At 49.0% G+C, this 17022-nt stretch carries 18 protein-coding genes and 1 pseudogene; 1 reads left to right on the top strand and 18 read right to left on the bottom strand.

The features are described 5' to 3' along the window. Positions 1-67: 67 nt before the first annotated feature. The 18 genes and pseudogenes from QQZ17_RS14965 to QQZ17_RS14880 form a co-directional block, all read right to left on the bottom strand. Positions 68-1180 (bottom strand): 1-propanol dehydrogenase PduQ, encoded by a 1113-nt coding sequence (locus QQZ17_RS14965; protein WP_011787809.1) that lies wholly within the window; start codon positions 1178-1180, stop codon positions 68-70. A gap of 15 nt (positions 1181-1195) precedes the next feature. Beyond that, the gene (locus QQZ17_RS14960) at positions 1196-2590 is read right to left on the bottom strand and encodes an aldehyde dehydrogenase family protein (protein WP_011787810.1); all 1395 of its coding nucleotides are present in this window, start codon (positions 2588-2590) and stop codon (positions 1196-1198) included. Continuing rightward, complete coding sequence (locus QQZ17_RS14955; RefSeq protein ID WP_011787811.1) at positions 2587-3096, bottom strand: heme-binding protein; 510 nt, start codon at positions 3094-3096, stop codon at positions 2587-2589. The genes QQZ17_RS14960 and QQZ17_RS14955 overlap by 4 nt, the downstream gene beginning before the upstream one ends. 32 nt (positions 3097-3128) lie before the next feature. Next, a complete protein-coding gene (locus QQZ17_RS14950; protein WP_011918378.1) occupies positions 3129-3407 on the bottom strand; it encodes a EutN/CcmL family microcompartment protein in 279 nt (92 codons plus the stop codon). A gap of 4 nt (positions 3408-3411) precedes the next feature. Beyond that, complete coding sequence (gene pduM, locus QQZ17_RS14945; RefSeq protein WP_011918379.1) at positions 3412-3891, bottom strand: microcompartment protein PduM; 480 nt, start codon at positions 3889-3891, stop codon at positions 3412-3414. 13 nt (positions 3892-3904) lie between these two features. Further along, a complete protein-coding gene (locus QQZ17_RS14940) occupies positions 3905-4540 on the bottom strand; it encodes a phosphate propanoyltransferase (protein ID WP_011787814.1) in 636 nt (211 codons plus the stop codon). 4 nt (positions 4541-4544) lie between these two features. Continuing rightward, positions 4545-5411 carry a BMC domain-containing protein gene (locus QQZ17_RS26460; RefSeq protein WP_011787815.1) on the bottom strand — a complete coding sequence of 289 codons (867 nt, stop codon included), beginning with the start codon at positions 5409-5411 and terminating at the stop codon, positions 4545-4547. A 27-nt stretch (positions 5412-5438) separates the two neighbouring features. Next, positions 5439-5729 (bottom strand): BMC domain-containing protein, encoded by a 291-nt coding sequence (locus QQZ17_RS14930; protein ID WP_011787816.1) that lies wholly within the window; start codon positions 5727-5729, stop codon positions 5439-5441. Between the two features lie 71 nt (positions 5730-5800). Then, entirely contained in the window at positions 5801-6628 is an 828-nt protein-coding gene (locus QQZ17_RS14925) for an MIP/aquaporin family protein (protein ID WP_011787817.1), read from the bottom strand. 34 nt (positions 6629-6662) lie between these two features. Further along, positions 6663-7583 (bottom strand): glycyl-radical enzyme activating protein, encoded by a 921-nt coding sequence (locus QQZ17_RS14920; RefSeq protein WP_011787818.1) that lies wholly within the window; start codon positions 7581-7583, stop codon positions 6663-6665. A 138-nt stretch (positions 7584-7721) separates the two neighbouring features. Next, the gene (locus tag QQZ17_RS14915) at positions 7722-10265 is read right to left on the bottom strand and encodes a glycyl radical protein (RefSeq protein ID WP_011787819.1); all 2544 of its coding nucleotides are present in this window, start codon (positions 10263-10265) and stop codon (positions 7722-7724) included. 24 nt (positions 10266-10289) lie between these two features. Next, on the bottom strand, positions 10290-11105 hold the full coding sequence (gene pduB, locus QQZ17_RS14910; protein ID WP_011787820.1) for a propanediol utilization microcompartment protein PduB: 816 nt from the start codon (positions 11103-11105) through the stop codon (positions 10290-10292). Continuing rightward, positions 11102-11404 carry a propanediol utilization microcompartment protein PduA gene (pduA, locus tag QQZ17_RS14905; RefSeq protein WP_011918380.1) on the bottom strand — a complete coding sequence of 101 codons (303 nt, stop codon included), beginning with the start codon at positions 11402-11404 and terminating at the stop codon, positions 11102-11104. The genes pduB and pduA overlap by 4 nt, the downstream gene beginning before the upstream one ends. 1012 nt (positions 11405-12416) lie before the next feature. Then, the gene (locus QQZ17_RS14900) at positions 12417-13277 is read right to left on the bottom strand and encodes a mannose/fructose/sorbose PTS transporter subunit IID (RefSeq protein WP_011787822.1); all 861 of its coding nucleotides are present in this window, start codon (positions 13275-13277) and stop codon (positions 12417-12419) included. A gap of 10 nt (positions 13278-13287) precedes the next feature. Continuing rightward, positions 13288-14085 (bottom strand): PTS mannose/fructose/sorbose transporter subunit IIC, encoded by a 798-nt coding sequence (locus tag QQZ17_RS14895; protein WP_011787823.1) that lies wholly within the window; start codon positions 14083-14085, stop codon positions 13288-13290. A 15-nt stretch (positions 14086-14100) separates the two neighbouring features. Next, complete coding sequence (locus QQZ17_RS14890) at positions 14101-14484, bottom strand: PTS system mannose/fructose/N-acetylgalactosamine-transporter subunit IIB (RefSeq protein ID WP_227498154.1); 384 nt, start codon at positions 14482-14484, stop codon at positions 14101-14103. After that, positions 14481-15404 (bottom strand): IS5-like element IS903B family transposase, encoded by a 924-nt coding sequence (locus QQZ17_RS14885; RefSeq protein WP_011787825.1) that lies wholly within the window; start codon positions 15402-15404, stop codon positions 14481-14483. Before QQZ17_RS14885 ends, QQZ17_RS14890 begins: the two co-directional genes overlap by 4 nt. 77 nt (positions 15405-15481) lie before the next feature. Then, positions 15482-16002 (bottom strand): annotated as a pseudogene (locus tag QQZ17_RS14880) (IS1 family transposase); the annotation flags it as partial. Between the two features lie 151 nt (positions 16003-16153). Between QQZ17_RS14880 and QQZ17_RS14875 the strand changes: the two are divergent. Beyond that, positions 16154-16756, top strand: a complete 603-nt coding sequence (locus QQZ17_RS14875; protein ID WP_011787827.1) for a site-specific integrase — start codon at positions 16154-16156, stop codon at positions 16754-16756. Positions 16757-17022: the final 266 nt, after the last annotated feature.

Raw genomic sequence — 17022 nt, 5'->3', positions numbered from 1 at the left:
AAAAAGAAGCCGGAAAAAATCACGTAACTTAACAGTTTTTTCCGGCTTAAATTTTCTGATCCTGACTCTATATAATCGCTCTAAGAATAGCACGTATATCCGTATCCGATACGGTTACCGGATTGGTGGATAGACAGGCATCTTGTAAAGCGGCTGTAATCATGGCATTTTCAGCAGTCGTTACCTGTTCGCGAGTGATGTTTAATGCGCTAAGGTTGTCTGCGACATTAACCTGCTTCATGAGATTGTGCAGATGGGTGATTAGACTCGCGACACAATACTCATCCGCCGACTGGAAGTTTGCCAGGCCACACAGTTTACTTAACCGTGCATATTTTGCACGAACGGCTAAATCACGACTGTTGAACCGGATCACGTGGCACAGCAACAGCGCGTTGGCAAGTCCATGGGGTATGTGCAGTTGACCACCCAGTTGATGAGCAATGGCATGGTTCATTCCCAGCCCGGCCTGGCTGAAGGCGATACCGGCCAGCGTGGAAGCATTATGCATCCGGGTTCGAGCTTCCAGTTCATTACCGTCCCGATATACGACGGGCAGGAAACTGATGACCAGTTGTGCTGCTTTTTCTGCCAGTGCATCAGTAAAGTCCGTTGCGCCTTTGGCCACATATGCCTCAAGTGCATGCGTCAGTACGTCAAGCCCGGTATTGGCTGTTACTGCCGGTGGTACGCTTAGCACCAGTCGCGGTTCAAGAAGCGCTATATCAGGGTAAAGACTGTCATCAAACAACGGGTATTTTATTCTGCTGGCCGGATCGCTGATAACACTGGCGCTGGTGACTTCAGAACCCGTACCACTGGTAGTGGGGATTGCAACGAAGTTCTCAACCATAATGCCAAGCTTGCGGCCAAAGAAAATTATCGCCTTTGCTGAATCCAGTGCCGACCCACCGCCGAAACCGATCACTACATCCGGCTGTATCGCACTCATAGCCTCAATACCAGCCGCCACTGTAGCGACAGGCGGATCGGGGATGATATCGCTAAACAGACCGACAGTGTTGTCCTCGTGGATATTGTCGGTGACCATTTTCAGATTGGGGCTGCCAGCCAGAAAACCATCGCAGACAATCCAGATCTTTTTACCGTGGAGCGTTCTGAGCCAGGTTAAACTGTCGGCTCCGCTATATACCCGCGTTTTTACCGTGAACAGGGACATCTTCACATCCTCCACTTAGCGGATGGAAAATCCATTGGTCAGCACACAACGGCGTTTACGGGCGAAGCTCCGTGCTGATGTTGTCCCTTCGCCAGTGGGTGTCGCAATAGTAAAGGTGGTAAAACCCTCGGCACCTATGCCCAGTCCGGCATAGGAAGGGCCATTTTTCACAAATATTGAAGTCTGCATGGTCTTCGCAGCCAGGTTCAGACGGGTAACATTCTGAGAATGCATTATGGCGGTATGGTGCTGCTCGTTTTCCACCTTCAGAGCCAGTGCCAGTCCTGTCTCGAAATCACTGACCCGTACAACAGGCAGAACTGGCATTAATTGTTCGACCATCACCAGCGGATCGTCCTGCTCCACTTCTACAATAATCAGTCGCGGTGCTGTTGATGTGTTCAGATCAGCAGCCTGCAGGATCACTGCCGGACTTTTACCTACCAGTTTCTTGTTTGCTTCTCCTTTGTCATTGATAACGACCTTGCGCAGTCTGGCAATATCACCGGGCGTTTTTACCAGAAAGGCATCGTTTTTCTGCATATTATCCATGAGGCGATCGGCGATGCTATCTACTACGATGACGCATTTTTCGGCGATACAAAGGACGTTATGATCGAAAGAGGCACCATCAACGATATCTTTGGCAGCCTTGACCGGACAGGCAGTCTCATCCACCAGTACAGGGGGGTTACCAGGGCCAGCACCGATAACTTTTTTACCGGTTTTCATGGCCATATTGACAATTGCCGGACCACCTGTAACCGCAAGCAGAGCAATGCGCGGATCTGACATCATTTCGCGAGTAGCGTCAAAGGTGGGCTCTGCTACGGTGGTAACCAGATTGCGGATCCCGCTTACCCGATAAATGATGTCTTCGATTTTTTCAATAAGCCACAAGGATACCTTTTTTGCGCCCGGATGGGGGCTGAAGTAGACAGCATTACCAGCGGCCAGCATACTGATGGTGTTGTTAATGATAGTTTCGGTCGGATTGGTGCTGGGGGCGATAGCGCCAATGACTCCGAAGGGAGATAGTTCGAATAAAACCATGCCACCATCACCAGTCAGGGCGCTTGTGGTCAAATCCTCAATCCCCGGAGTATTATTCAGTGCCGCAGTGTTTTTACTGATTTTGTCGGGTGCATTACCCATGCCGGTTTCTTCTGCGGCGCGTTCGGACATCTCTTTGATCCAGGGTGCCAGCTCTTCCTTCAGGGCTGTAATGATCCTGGTTCGAAGTGCCAGAGGTTCTGCCATGTATTTTTTATAGGCATCGTAGCTGGCAGTGATAGCATCTTCCACACGAGCGAAGATAGTGTGCTGAATGTTTCCAGGGGCAGTAGCGGTCCCTTTCAGATTATCAGCAAGAATATTGCGGATCATATTCTCCAGTTCAGTGGTATTCATTTTTGACTCCCTGATTTAAGGCTGTCGACAGCCCGTAATGCAATAAGATGATTTTTTTCAGCGGATGCGCCGCTAATTCCGATCCCGCCGATCACTTTCCCCGCACAATACACGACACAGCCTCCGCGGGAGGTATCAATCCCGCCAATAACGTTATGTAGTGTGGGGTCAATGATCTGTTTATTTTCTTTAGCGAAACTTACCGCGGCTTCGGCTGCACGCCCGGCGACAGCAATATCTTCTGCCGATGTACCTGGCATGCGGTAAGTCAGAACACATTCGCCTTTTTCGTCACACAAGGTGATAACTACCATGGCGCTTTGCTGCCACGCCTCTGCCAGAACAGTATCGATAATGTTTTTCAACTGCTCTGAACTGAAAATGTGCTTACTGAAGTTTTCCGATGGCGAAAGTGACTGCGGGTACCGACGGATAACTTCGCGGACGGCCTCCTCCAGCAATATGCGATGCTCGCTGATAAGGGATGCTATATCCTGTTCTGGCATAGCTCTGTTTCTCCTGTAACAGCCGACCGGGGCTAAAACCGGTCGATGGTATCGACGATGCCGACGATGGCAAGATCAATGGCCTGATTTGGTTCCGGAAAGATCTTTCTGGCTGAAGAGCCACGGCTGACCAGAACCAGCTCACCTTCACCTGCTCCCATAGAATCCACAGCAACCTCCTGGGTGTTTTCCTGGAAAAGCGGTGTGGAGCCGTCCAGATTAACTAAAGTAACGACCATCAATTTTTTACCTGTCAGGGACGCAGATTTTTGCGTCGACACCACTGACCCTACGACTTTCGCCAGTTGCATTGCATTACTCCTGCCATATTAGTTTGATGTTCTGTCTTTCCATTACTTCCCGGGCGAGGGCGGTAATCAGCGTCTGCTTTTCCAGTAAAACCCAGCAATCGTGCCAGTGAATAACGCTGGCATAGCTGAGGCCAGCTGCAGCTGCCAGTTTCACCGGTGTACTCATATGGTCAGTGAGTGTGACCGGAAGGCGGCGTAACTCTCGCAGTGGCAGTGCGGTCAGTAATTGCTGGTGGATCTGAAGGTGTAACCTTACGCCATATGCCCATGCTTCCAGGACAGTCGACACTGCCGGGTGGTGGTGATCATAGGCAACCAGACTCTGAATAAAAGCCAGATCAGGTAAGGGCAATATCAGTTGTGCATTATGCAAATAAACCGTTTTTGATAAGCCTGCCGCCAGCTCGGCCTGGGTCACCCGTAAACTCCGGCTTTCCCTTCCCTGTAAAAGTGTAATGACCCTTGAGACGATCATGTCCAGCATAGGCACACCTGCATTAGCGTTTTGTCAGGAGAAGTCTTGCCACTGCCTGGCCTCCATCAATACCGGCAGCATTCGCTTCATCAGTATCAATATGCATTTCAAGACGCATATCCTCAGCAACCCGGATACAGACATCATCAAAAATCAGTTTTCGATCGGTGCCCTCAATCCCGACTTTCACCGTTTCTCCTTGTGTTACGCCAAATATCGCAGCGTCCAGTGGCGACATGTGAATATGTCTGCGAGCGATGATTACTCCCTCGGTGAGATTAATTTCTCCGGCCTCGCTTTTGAGTGTGACAGAGACACTTCCGGTCAGATCACCTGACAGGCGGAGTGGCGCCGTCAGGCCAATTTGCCTGGCATCGGTGTACGAGATTTCCACCTGTGTTTGTCCCCGCAACGGCCCCAGTATCCGTACGTTTTTCAACTGACCTCTTGGACCGATTAAGGAAACGGTCTGCTCTGCCGCAAATTGCCCGGGCTGACCAAGGGGCTTTTTAATTTTCAGAGTCTGTCCGGGAAACAGACTCTGGTAATCTTTTGCCGACAAATGAACATGCCGGTTTGATATACCCAGCGGAATCGTTCGTTGCCGCATCTGCGCAATTACCTGACCGGTCAGTTTTGTGATCAGATCGTGATCCATTGATTTACCTCAATACCGATTTCTGATTGTGAATACATCTACTGCGTGGCTGGCCCTTATGTCGCGGACATGAAGGATCTCCACAGATTTTGCATGTCACCAGTAATTTTGCTGATATGGCGACAGCCTGTTTTGTTTCACCTGTCTGTTGGCTACCCGCATCTGCAGTTTCATCATCAGGTTTTTCCTGATAATGAAACTGATGCAGAGATATTCCGGGTTTAACCTGCTGCGCAACGGCAACGGATCTCGCTGACGCTGTCGGAATATCGAGGTCAGTAGCGATATCTCCCATGACCGGAAATGCTTTGACCGTCGCCACAGATTGTTTTTCACCATATTCAGCAGGAGGAGACTTTGCTGAAGCGTTTGGTTTACTGATTTCCCTGGCCGTTTCCACAGGATCATTGATAGCATCGACCTGAATGATATTGCCTGTGCTTCCCTCGACAGCCTCCCTGATCGGGGGGACTGCCTTTTCTGCGTCCGGATCCTCCTGAACGGATTCAGGTCCGGTTGTGGTATGGGCGGCGGATGCCGTGAGGGCAACGGCCGGGAGAACGGTTATCTTCTGAACAGGCTCAGCTCGGGGCGGTTTAGTTGTTGAAACCAGTTCACCGGTTCCTTTCGCTGGCCGGGCGATTGTGGTGCAGGCAACAAATCCCTGGTGTGCTCTGGCTGTTTCTTCTCCGGCCGATAGAGCCGTACGCACTGCAGCAACATCGCCTGCAATTTTCACCAGCATCCAGCCAGACCCGATGGTTCTTTCCACGCCGATCAGTCTGATCTGGGCGGTTTTCGCCATCACATCAGCAACAGTTATCGCCAGAGACATACCCGAGACTTCGATAAGGCCAAGAGAATGTTGCACAAGCTCCCCCTTTTCCTTGTTAATTTTTCACTCGGCTGTTGCGGTCTGATAAACCGGCAACAGCGTTTCCACCTCATTATGAGGACGTGGGATGACGTGAGTTGATTTCACCTGGCCCACACCGGCTGCAGCTGCGGAGCCCGCCTCCACCGAAGCTTTTACCGCACCGACATCACCTCGTACCATGACGGTAACCAGGCCGGAACCAATTTTTTCGTAACCCACCAACTGGACGTTTGCCGATTTGACCATGGCATCTGCACCTACGATGGCGCCAATCAGTCCATAGGTTTCGATCATTCCAAGCGCATTGTTCATTTCTCTTTTACTCCTGAGTTTCTTGTGTAAAGTTCATCTTCAGCTCCTGTCCCTGACGGGACGGGAGATAATTATTCCGGCAGCGACAGACTTTTTCCCTGGCCCCCCTTGCCCGGCAGAAGTGGTAACCTGGTCAGACCGCGATACAGCGCGGCGCCAAGGCAGGCTCCGAAGATCGGTGCGACGAGTGGTATAATGAAGTAGGGGAATGCACGTCCGCCTGTTAAAGCATTACTACCCCAGCCAGCCAGATAGCTGAACAGACGGGGACCTAAATCCCTTGCCGGATTCAGCGCAAAACCCGTCAGTGCACCGATGGCAACCCCAATCAGGGCCACGGAAATCCCAATCAGTAGCGGCGCCAGCGGACCGCGAGGAACACCGTTGCCGTCGTCGGTCAGCGCCATGATCAGGCACATCAGCGTCAGCGTTCCGATGGTTTCACTGGCAAAAGCCTGAAGCAGATTAATTTCCGGATGGGGAAACGTCGTGAAAATACCCGCCTGTGCAAGGCTGTCCATGCTGCCGCGTTGAATATGGTGTGCCAGCTCATAATCAATAAACAGATTGTGGTAAAGCAGGTAGACCACCATGGCGCCGCCAAAAGCGCCCATAATCTGGCACAGGATGTAAGGTAAGACCTTATGGGCACTGAAATTGCCGAAAAGCCACAATGCGATAGTGACTGCCGGATTAAGATGCCCTCCGGATATTCCCGCAGTGAGGTAAACACCGAGTGCGACACTCAGTCCCCAGACAATACAGATCTCCCACAAACCGAAACTGGCGGCAGCCAGTTTCATCGCTGCGAGGCAACTGATACCAAGAAACAGAAAGAGTCCGGTGCCCAGAAATTCGGCAAGGCACTCCTGCTTTAATGTCGGTAAGGTTGTGTTCATAATCGTTTCCTGCAAAAGTTTAAAAAACTACCGGTTACCCACCGATGACGCAGTCGATTCCAAGGGATGTCACAATATCTTTATATTTATGCATACGACTTTCTTCCGGTGGTTTTATTTCAATCATGTCGTACGTTCTGCCAAGCAGGTTATATTTATTCTGGCCATAGTTGTGATAGGGCAATAAATGTAATCGCGATACATTTTTCATGTGCGTAACAAATCTGGCAATAGCTTCGATACTTTGTTCATCATCATTAAATCCAGGAATTACCGGGATCCGAACGGCGACATTCTTTGCCAGTTCTGAAATTGTCAGTGCATTACGTAAAACCGTCTCATTCGGATGTCCCGTAAATTCCTTATGCCGTTCACTATAAAAGGTTTTGATGTCGAGCAATACGATATCAAGCAATGGGATAACCTTTTCCAGCACGGCCCGGGAGGCTATTCCGGTGGTTTCCATCGCTGTATGCCATCCTCTGGCTTTGCAGGCGGCCAGCAATGCTGCTGCAAATGCAGGCTGAGCCAGTGCTTCGCCACCGGACAATGTAATACCTCCACCGGAGCGGCGATAATGCGTCTCATCTTTACGCAGTTCGTCTATAACCTCCACCACCGACATTCTCTTACCTGACTGAACCATCGCGCCAGCCGGGCAGACCTCAGCGCAAGCTCCACAATGAATACAGGCATTCCGGTCAATAAGCCCTTGACGTGAGGCATCGATAGCCCCAACGGGGCAGGCGGATACGCAGCGTCCGCAATGGATACAATTGCGATCGTAGTAAAATATTTCCGGTTCAGTGTGCTGTGATTCCGGATTACTGCACCATTTACATGCCAGATAACAGCCTTTCAGGAATACAATGGTGCGTATTCCCGGGCCATCATGTAAGGAGAATTTTTGTATATTAAATACGGTGCCAGTCTGCGCGTAATCAATTTCCGCCATGTCAATACCTTTATTTCTTTTCTTCATGCTGATATTCAGCATGTTATTGGCCGGATGTGTTTTCCTTGTCTGTAAAAACAAGGAAAACAATCATCAGAAGATAATATCCTTATGTTGAGAAATCCGGCCGACTGTCAATTAAAAGACATGTTCGGTTCGCAGGATAATATCGTCCTGTACGCTTTTATCCAGTGAGACAAATTGCGCACTGTAACCCGCCACACGCACAACCAGATCACGATATTTTTCTGGTTCTTTTTGTGCTGCCAGCAGTGTATTACGGTCGATCACATTGAACTGAACATGCATGCCTTTCTGATCGAAATAACCACGCAGTAAGGCCGCCAGATGGTATAATCCCTCATCGCCTTTCAGAGCTGCCGGATGGAATTTCTGATTAAACAGCGTGCCATTTGAGGCCAGGAAGTGATCCAGCTTGGCTACTGAGTTGGCGGCAGCGGTTGGACCTTTTGTATCCATGCCCCTGCTGGGCGACACCCCATCGGGAAGCGGCTGGCCGGCCAGACGTCCATCTGGAGTTGCCCCGACGCTCTCACCGAGAGCCACATTAGCGGATACCGGATATAAGCCAGCCTGGAATAAACCGCCACGTGGGTTGGTGTATTTTTCTACCTCGCGACAGTAAATTTCAGCACCGGTACGGGCCAGCATATCCACTTCGTCAATGTCATTACCGAACTTGGGGGCGCCATTAATGAGTAACTGACGCACTGCTGTCAGCCCGGCATTAGCCCCTTTGACAGGCTCCGGTGGGTTGCTATTGAGTGAGGTGAGTGCAAGTGCGCCGCTTTCGCCCAGCACTTTCTTCACGGCCTCAAGGACTAGTTCATAGGTTGCATCCTGTTTCGGCGTACTTTCAGTGGCTATAGTGTCAGGTTTCTCTATCCCGCCAGATACACCGAAATTGGCATCCAGTGCTTCTTTCAGATGACCCAGCGATAATTGGCCTTCTTCAAATACCAGACGTTTGATAGCCATCAGCGAGTCGCCCACATTGGCAACGCCGACACCTTGCGGACCCGTGAAGTTATAATGGGCACCGCCTTCCTGAACGCTTTTACCGCGACTGATACAGTCATCCACCATACAGGACAGGAACGGCAGGGGGGCCCGTTCCATATGAGCAAGGTCAACACTGTTATCGGCCATTGCCAGATGATAGACAAAATATTCGTTCTGTTTACGATAAGCTTCAATGATGTCTTCAATACTCTGGAATGAATCCAGCTCACCAGTTTTGGGGCCGAGTTGTTTATCCCCGCAGCGTCCGTTGTTCAGGGTTATTTCCAGTACCTTACTCATGTTATAGAACGCGGCGTCGTGCCAGCCTTCTGTTTTTCCCGGACGTTGAGGTTCGACGCAGCCGATGATGCCGTATTCCCGCGCATCTTCCAGGGTCAGGCCGCGGTTAATCAATGCAGGGATAACAACTTCATCGTTGTAATAGGCCGGGATCCCCATACCAAGACGACTGACTTCACAGGCTTTCAGTAACAAATCGTCCGGAGATTTTGACCAGACACGTACTGACAGTGAAGGTTCATGCAGACGAACATGGGCGGTAGCCGTCATGGCCATAAAGGACAGTCTGTTAGTGGCGTCCTGTCCGCCGCTGGTTTGACCGCCAACGATCAGGTTCTGGAACATCGGATAGCCACCAAAACCTTTGGTCGAGCCTTCATCACGAACCTTGTTAACGTCGTTGAACTTGAGCCACAGACAATCCAGCAATTCCTGCGCCTGTTCCTCGCTCAGGGAGCTGTCCTTTTCCAGGTAAGGGTACATGTACTGATCGAAACGCGCCGGGGAGATAGAATGCCCGTTGGATTCAAGTTGAATAATGGCATGGGCAAACCAGAATGACTGGCAGGCTTCATAGAAATTACTTGCACCATTTTCAGGTACTTTGTCACAGATTTCAGCAATTTTCAGCAGCTCTTTTTTACGGACTGGTGAGGCCTGTTCCGCGAGAGTACGAGCTTTAACCGCGTAACGATGAGCAAAATTGATTGCTGCGTTACAAGAAATAATGACCGCCTTGTAGAACGATTCTTTTTTCAGAAAAGCGGGGTCTTTTTTATCAGCGCTGGCCATTGCTGCAACAACATCCTGGATGATGCCTTTGTATCCACGAGCGAGAACACGCGCGTAGTCCACGGCTATATGACCGACGCCATTAAAGTAATAGTTGCCGACAGTGAAGACATTTTCTGCCATGCAATCAAGCGTTTCAGGCAACATATAGGATGTAGCCAGTTCATTCGTTGTTTTCCCTTCCCAGTAGCCAAATACGCTATCCAGCTGCTGTTTCGCTTCATCGGTTATGGTAAAACGGTCGCCTTTACGCAGATTCAGACGATCGAATTCATCCTGAAGCCAGCGATTTGAGTACTCCGGGTAAATTTGTGTGGAATGAGGAGTGACTGTCAGACTACCAACGATTAGTTCACCTGCCCGGATGGTGACCGGCAATTCCGCAAGGATCTTCTCAAGCGCTTTGGCGCGACGGATGATCATGGGCAGGGATTCCGTTTCCTTATAGGACTCGGTGATCAGGCGGGCACGATCCGTCTCAATGCAGGGGGTCGTATCAAGGATTTGTTCCCGTAAGGCACGAATTCGGTCAGTTGGTTCACCAAAAGCCTGTGATAATTGGCTCATTTCTTGTTCTCCACTACATGGAAATCAGATATAGGGGGTTGTGGCTGAAGGCGCTTTGCCACCCATTGTTTCCAGCAGAGTCAGACCTACATCACGTGCAGAACGCACCGCCTGGCGCACAGCACCGGAGTCACCGGAAACAATCAGAATAACTTCGTTAGTAAAGCTGGTGCCTTTTGCCGGGGAGTTGTAAGCCACCACATCCACATTGGCAGATTTGATCGCCGTGTCTGCCATCAGCACACCAATCGCTGCCGGGGCACCGACAATCACGCCACAGGCGCGTCCAAGGGGGGCGCCAAATGCTTTTTCCAGAGCGTAGCTGGCGCGTGCGGTGTACTGGAGTTCCACATGACCTGCTGCGTTGGCGTAAATGTCACCGAAAGTACGCTCAAGTTCGCCTAGCGCCACTTCCACAGCCCGTTTCACATCGGAAACATCCTGACCACCGAACAGCACCAGTGAACCGTGTCCTGCGCCGCCTTTAGTGTCGCGGGCCAGTTCAATTGCAACGACTTCAGTATTTGTGGCTTTGACAGCTTCATCAGCCGCCATGATCTGTGGGCCCGCACCAGTACGTGCACCAAGGATGCCTATTGAACGGTATTTCTTCTCCAGATGCATGGCATCCAGCAAGGCGCTGTCAACGTTGGCAATTACAAGGCCGATACTGTCGCCCGTTGCCGTCCCGACGAACTCGGTTAAACCGCAAAGTTTTCTTGGGATAGCGGGCTCCTGCTGAGATATCCCCGGCTGGGATGCGGCGGACGGGGTTTTCAAATCCCCGACTTTTCCGAGCACCTCGGCGATAATATTTTCTACGAGGTTATCGCTACTCATTGTTTAACTCCTTCAGATGGTTTAAGGCCTGCTGGCAGGAGTTTTTCAACATCAGAATGCGGACGTGGAATGACATGGGTAGCGATGACATCGCCGATCTGACGAGCAGAGGCACAACCGGCATCGGTGGCGGCTTTGACTGCACCCACATCTCCGCGTACGAGCACTGTTATCAGACCAGAACCAATTTTTTCGTAACCAATGAGCACGACATTGGCTGATTTGACCATCGCATCAGCAGCTTCTATTGCTGCAGTCAGACCTTTGGTCTCGACCATACCTAACGCTTCTTGTTGCATATTGTTCTCCTTCCGGGAGGAAATCGTCTGTGGGGGATAATTCACCCGGAAAGGGTAAGGGATTGGATTTTAAAATAATTGCGGGGATCTTTTTTTTTGAAGCATCATTATTGCGTTTTCAGGTGTTGATTTGCCATTTTTTAATGTATGTGATTGTTTTTTAAATTAAATAATATTTAACTGATGGTGTGTTCTTGCGTTGGCGAAGAAAATAATTTTAATTTATTTGTTGCATTATGTTGTCGAGTGTGGTTGCTTCTGCCCACGAGGCAGAGCTTGTATGTCCGCGGTTTAGCATAGAAAAGAGGTCTCTGATTATTTCGTAGATGGTGATATTGCCAGACCTTCTCTTTTTCATGATTGTATTATGACCAACCTTACTTGCGAATAGTGAGGCGACAGGAGGATACAAATATCAAAAAATGAATATATATAATCTTAGAGGTAATACCAAATTTAGGTAAAGTCATGAGACAAGATAATGGATGCGTGATATGCGCGGTATTCCATTGATATCTAATGATTTAATTTTATAGCAGCGTCAAAATTTATTCTTATTAAATAAATGTACCCCCAGGATCGTTTCTCAATATTTAATTTTCATGAGTGTTTAATGTTAAATAAAATATAATAATGGCCGCGTGTCAAAATACTGCTGCTGAGGATGTGTGTATATTAAGGTGATGGGGGTTTTCTAAGAAATAGAAATACTTTTTGGTATTATATAAAAATCGTCTGTGGGTAGGTCTGAATTCAGTCTGGAATTCCAATTCATGCTTTTTTATGTTTTGCGGTACATCGGAGTTACAAAAGGTTGTGCTAGCGTCACAAAACTTAAACCCTTCTCGTCACACGTATGATTTTCATTGGGGATAAATCTTTAATGAATTTCATATTGAGAGTAAGTAACAATTTAATAAAACAGGTGTTGTTTATGGAGTTGAATTTTTTATGAAGAAATGATGGAGGCTCCCCCGATGACAGGGGAGCTCCAAGTTTTTGTGTTTTATTATTAAGCCAATATTCCAGCCCAGTAACCCAGAATACCGAATGCAAAAATAAGCATAATCAATAGTAGGGGACTCAGTTTCTTCCTGAGCAATCTTGCAACTAACAATGTAAGAGCCAAAGGAAGCATTCCCGGAAGTAACTGATCGAAGATGTTCTGCAGCGTTGTTACTGTGACATGGCCATCTGCCTGTGTGACACGGGATACAACAATCGGTACATTAATTGTCGTCCACTTACAAACCAGGGCGCCAATAACGAACAGTCCCAGAATTGATGCACCTTCTGTCAGTTTCTGAAGGCGATCCCCACCCAAATCCTTAAGAATTTCTCTTCCTTTCTGGTATCCGTAATTTAAACCATAGTATTTCAGTGCTAAACGGATTGCGTTGAACAATACAAAAAAAATGATTGGGCCAAGGATATTTCCGGTTAACGCAAGAGAGGCTCCCAGGGCAGCAAGAACGGGTCTGATAGTCCCCCAAAAAATAGGATCTCCAACACCTGCGAAGGGACCCATCAAACCGATTTTTACACCACTGATACTATTCCCTTCAATCTGTGCACCGTTTGCTTTTTCCTCTTCCATCGCCGCCGCAACACCCAATATGGGGGAGGCGCAGTAGGGCTGAGTATTAAACCACTCCAGATGTCTTTTAAGAGCTTCTATTCTTTCCGGACCCGGCGCATACAACCGTTTTATGGCAGGAATCATGATATAGCAAATACCCAGATTCTGTACACGTTCAAAGTTTGCTGAAGCCAGAAGGACGTTTGATCTTAAAAACATACTTCTAAGGTCGCCAGAGGTAAGGCGTTTATTTTCGGTAACAGTAGTGTCTTTATTGGTATTATCGATTGACATGATTGGCTCCTCAGGAATCGAGATCGTCTTCATCAGACAAGGTTGCTTTCGATGGGCTACTTACCGCTTTACTGGCCGCAGAAAATCTTGGATTTACCTGAAGGTAAATAATGGCGGCAACTAACCCCATCCCTCCAAGTCCAACCAGATTGAAATTGGTGAAAGCCGCAATCAGAAAACCCGCAAACAGGAATGGCATCAAATGTCTGACATTCATCATATTGACAACCATTGCATAACCCACAACGACAACAATGCCACCTCCGATCTGGAGACCTTTTGTGACGACTTCCGGGATACTGTTGAGAACGTTCTGAACGGTGGTAACATCAAGCATCAGTACGGCCAGCGTGGGGAGTGCAACGCGTAATGCCTGTAATGACAGCGCACTGATATGCATGAACTCGATACCTCGAATATTGCCGGACTCGGCATAGGTATCTGCCTTGTGGACAAAGAATACCGCTATCGTTCTGATAAAAATAGTTAAGACCTGACCTGCTGCTGCCAGGGCGACTGCGATGGCAATACCTTGCCCAATGCCCTGATGGGTCGTAATGACGAGGATAGTTGAAATGACGGAAGCAATGGCGGTATCTGGCGCCATTGCAAGCCCGACGTTCATCCAGCCCAGGGCCATCATTTCAAGTGTACCGCCTAAGATAATACCGGTTTTAATATCACCCAGAACGATCCCGACCAGCGTACAAACCACAAGTGGGCGGTGGGTCTGAGCTTCGTCCAGCACACTCCCTATCCCCGCTAAAGCAGCTACCATGACCAGTGCAATAATTTGATATGTTTCCATGTCATTTAACCTTCATTATTCAATTTTAGAATAAAAATCAACCGCGGAATCAGAGGGTAATTGCCGTAGTTCAAGCTGAACACCTTTCTCATGCAGTTTTTTAAACGACGCGATGTCTTCAGGAGTTGCGCTGACGGATTTCGTGAGTTGTTTACGACCCTCTTCATAAATCATTCCTCCAATATTTACTGAAGGAATTTTAACTCCGCCCTCAACAAGATGAAGAACATCTGTTGGATTACCAAATAAAAGAAAAGCGGTAACACCTTCATAACGTTCACTGTGATATGCTTTTATCATCTTTTCAACGGTGACCACGCTGGCCTTCATGTGGCTGGGGGCTTTGTTGAATAAATCAGATTTCGGGTAAGTCTCCCCCGTAGCGGGTTGTGTTTTCAGGCAATACGCACGCTTTCAGGCATACCTGCTTTCGTCATTTTGTTCAGCGCTCGTACCAGGGCCATAGCCTCCGCAACCTGACCATCGTAGTCACGCAGCGTCAGTGAACCCCCGAACAGCTGTTTTACCCGGTACATCGCCGTTTCCGCTATCGAGCGACGGTTGTAATCTGTTGTCCATTTCCACCGCGCATTACTCCCGGTCATTCGCTGATTAGCCACTGCACGGTTACGGTCTGCATATTCACCGGGCCAGTAACCTGCACCTTTTCGGGGAGGGATAAGCGCGCTGATTTTCTTACGCCGCAGTTCATCGTGACAGAGCCGGGTGTCGTAAGCGCCGTCTGCCGCTGCTGCCCTGATTTTTCTGTGAGTCTGCCGGATAAGACCCGGGAAGGCTTCTGAGTCCGTCACATTGTTCAGCGACAGGTCTGCACAGATGATTTCATGTGTGTTGCTGTCAACTGCCAGATGCAACTTTCGCCATATACGACGGCGTTCCTGGCCATGTTTTTTGACTTTCCATTCGCCTTCACCAAAGACCTTCAGCCCGGTGGAATCAATCACCAGATGCGCGATTTCACCTCGGGTGAACGTTTTGAAACTGACATTAACCGACTTTGCGCGCCTGCTGACACTGGTGTAATCCGGGCAGCGCAACGGAACATTCATCAGTGTAAAAATGGAATCAATAAAACCCTGCGCAGCGCGCAGGGTCAGCCTGAATACGCGTTTAATGACCAGCACAGTCGTGATGGCAAGGTCAGAATAGCGCTGAGGTCTGCCTCGTGAAGAAGGTGTTGCTGACTCATACCAGGCCTGAATAGCTTCATCATCCAGCCAGAAAGTTATGGAGCCACGGTTGATGAGGGCTTTATTGTAGGTGGGCCAGTTGGTGATTTTGAACTTTTGCTTTGCCACGGAACGGTCTGCGTTGTCGGGAAGATACGTGATCTGATCCTTCAACTCAGCAAAAGTTCGATTTATTCAACAAAGCCGCGTGACTCATACAGCGGCCATCCGTCCGTCATCCATACCACCACCTCAAAGGCCGACAGCAGGCCAAGAAGACGTTCCAGCGTAGCCATGGTGCGTTCACCAAAGACATGCGCCACCACCGTTCTGCGTATCCTGTCATACGCGTAAAACAGCCAGCGCTGCCGTGATTTTGCCCCGACGTAGCCCCATTGCTCGTCCATCTCCGCACAGACAATGACATCACTGCCCGGCTGTATCCGGGAGGTTACTGACTGCGGCCTGAGTTTTTTAAATGGCGGAAAATGGGGTTGAGACCAATGCCCATAATGCGTGCGGTGGCGCGGCAACCGACACCATTCATGGCCATATCAATGATTTTCTGGTGTGTTCCGGGCTGAGATGCGGTGTAAGTGAAGGTGAGCTGCCATGTTTTACGGCAGTGAGAGCAGAGATAGCGCTGATGCCCGGCAGTACTTTTGCCGTTACGCACCACCCCGTCAGTAGCTGAACAGGAGGGACAACAGACGGAGACGGAAGCCACAGGAGCACCTCAAAAACACCATCATACACTACATCAGTAAGTTGGTAGCATCACCTGGAATAGATTACCCATAAAGCTAGCTTCCGCTCTTCGCTCTTCGCTCTTAAGGGACAACCATACTCAAATCTCCCATATTGCAGGAGATTTGAGTATGAAAACGTCACCGTGGAACAAAGACTGTATCATCGGTCAAAAAAGGCCGCTTCAGATATCTCATATCTGGGGGATCCGGATTCGACTTGAGCTGGAAGGTAAAACACGCGATCTTGCACTGTTCAACATGGCTTTGGACAGTAAGCTACGAGGCTGTGACCTGGTCAAACTCAAAGTATCAGATGTTGCATATGGCAGTTCTGTTTCAAGCAGAGCAACGGTGTTGCAACAGAAAACCGGTAGTCCTGTCCAATTTGAGATAACCAAAGGAACAAGAGAAGCTGTTGCTGCATTGATAAAGCTTGGTAATTTGCATAGTAAAGACTTCTTGTTCCGGTCTCGGGTTGGTACTTGCCAACACATATCAACCCGGCAATACAACCGAATTTTTCATGGGTGGATAGCAAAGCTTGGTCTCGAAAATTCACTTTACAGCACGCATTCTATGCGAAGAACAAAACCTTACCTGATCTACAAAAAAACTAAGAATCTCAGAGTGATCCAACTCCTTCTGGGCTACAAGAAACTGGAAAGTACAGTTCGATACTTGGGCATTGAAGTCGATGATGCGCTGGAGATATCTGAATCGATCGAAGTCTAAGGTTGTCAGGGCTGCGACAGCGGCCCTGTGCCAAGAGCGGAGGTTTAGCAGTTTTTTTCCTTCAACTCGTCTGTTGTTATACGCAATGGTTATGCTGTCTAACGATCATATCCAACCTTCAGATTACCCGTGCTTTTTTCTAAATAACTGTTCGGAATAGTAGATCACTTTGAGGGAACTCAGCCCGAATTGTGCGATCTGATCAATCGCTGAATATCCCAAATCACCAACCGGACTGAGCGATGCCGATCATAGCACCAATTCCC

The organism is Citrobacter sp. T1.2D-1, from assembly GCF_950098555.1.
In the GTDB taxonomy this organism is placed as follows: Bacteria; Pseudomonadota; Gammaproteobacteria; order Enterobacterales; family Enterobacteriaceae; genus Citrobacter_A; species Citrobacter_A telavivensis.
Note: the sequence above shows the minus strand (reverse complement) of the source record. Positions and strands in the feature narration are given on the sequence as shown.

Coding starts and splice junctions, on each gene's coding strand:
- QQZ17_RS14965 (WP_011787809.1), bottom strand. CDS start 1,180: ATGTCCCTGTTCACGGTAAAAACGCGGGTATATAGCGGAGCCGACAGT.
- QQZ17_RS14960 (WP_011787810.1), bottom strand. CDS start 2,590: ATGAATACCACTGAACTGGAGAATATGATCCGCAATATTCTTGCTGAT.
- QQZ17_RS14955 (WP_011787811.1), bottom strand. CDS start 3,096: ATGCCAGAACAGGATATAGCATCCCTTATCAGCGAGCATCGCATATTG.
- QQZ17_RS14950 (WP_011918378.1), bottom strand. CDS start 3,407: ATGCAACTGGCGAAAGTCGTAGGGTCAGTGGTGTCGACGCAAAAATCT.
- pduM (WP_011918379.1), bottom strand. CDS start 3,891: ATGCTGGACATGATCGTCTCAAGGGTCATTACACTTTTACAGGGAAGG.
- QQZ17_RS14940 (WP_011787814.1), bottom strand. CDS start 4,540: ATGGATCACGATCTGATCACAAAACTGACCGGTCAGGTAATTGCGCAG.
- QQZ17_RS14930 (WP_011787816.1), bottom strand. CDS start 5,729: ATGAACAATGCGCTTGGAATGATCGAAACCTATGGACTGATTGGCGCC.
- QQZ17_RS14925 (WP_011787817.1), bottom strand. CDS start 6,628: ATGAACACAACCTTACCGACATTAAAGCAGGAGTGCCTTGCCGAATTT.
- QQZ17_RS14920 (WP_011787818.1), bottom strand. CDS start 7,583: ATGGCGGAAATTGATTACGCGCAGACTGGCACCGTATTTAATATACAA.
- QQZ17_RS14915 (WP_011787819.1), bottom strand. CDS start 10,265: ATGAGCCAATTATCACAGGCTTTTGGTGAACCAACTGACCGAATTCGT.
- pduB (WP_011787820.1), bottom strand. CDS start 11,105: ATGAGTAGCGATAACCTCGTAGAAAATATTATCGCCGAGGTGCTCGGA.
- pduA (WP_011918380.1), bottom strand. CDS start 11,404: ATGCAACAAGAAGCGTTAGGTATGGTCGAGACCAAAGGTCTGACTGCA.
- QQZ17_RS14900 (WP_011787822.1), bottom strand. CDS start 13,277: ATGTCAATCGATAATACCAATAAAGACACTACTGTTACCGAAAATAAA.
- QQZ17_RS14895 (WP_011787823.1), bottom strand. CDS start 14,085: ATGGAAACATATCAAATTATTGCACTGGTCATGGTAGCTGCTTTAGCG.
- QQZ17_RS14875 (WP_011787827.1), top strand. CDS start 16,154: ATGAAAACGTCACCGTGGAACAAAGACTGTATCATCGGTCAAAAAAGG.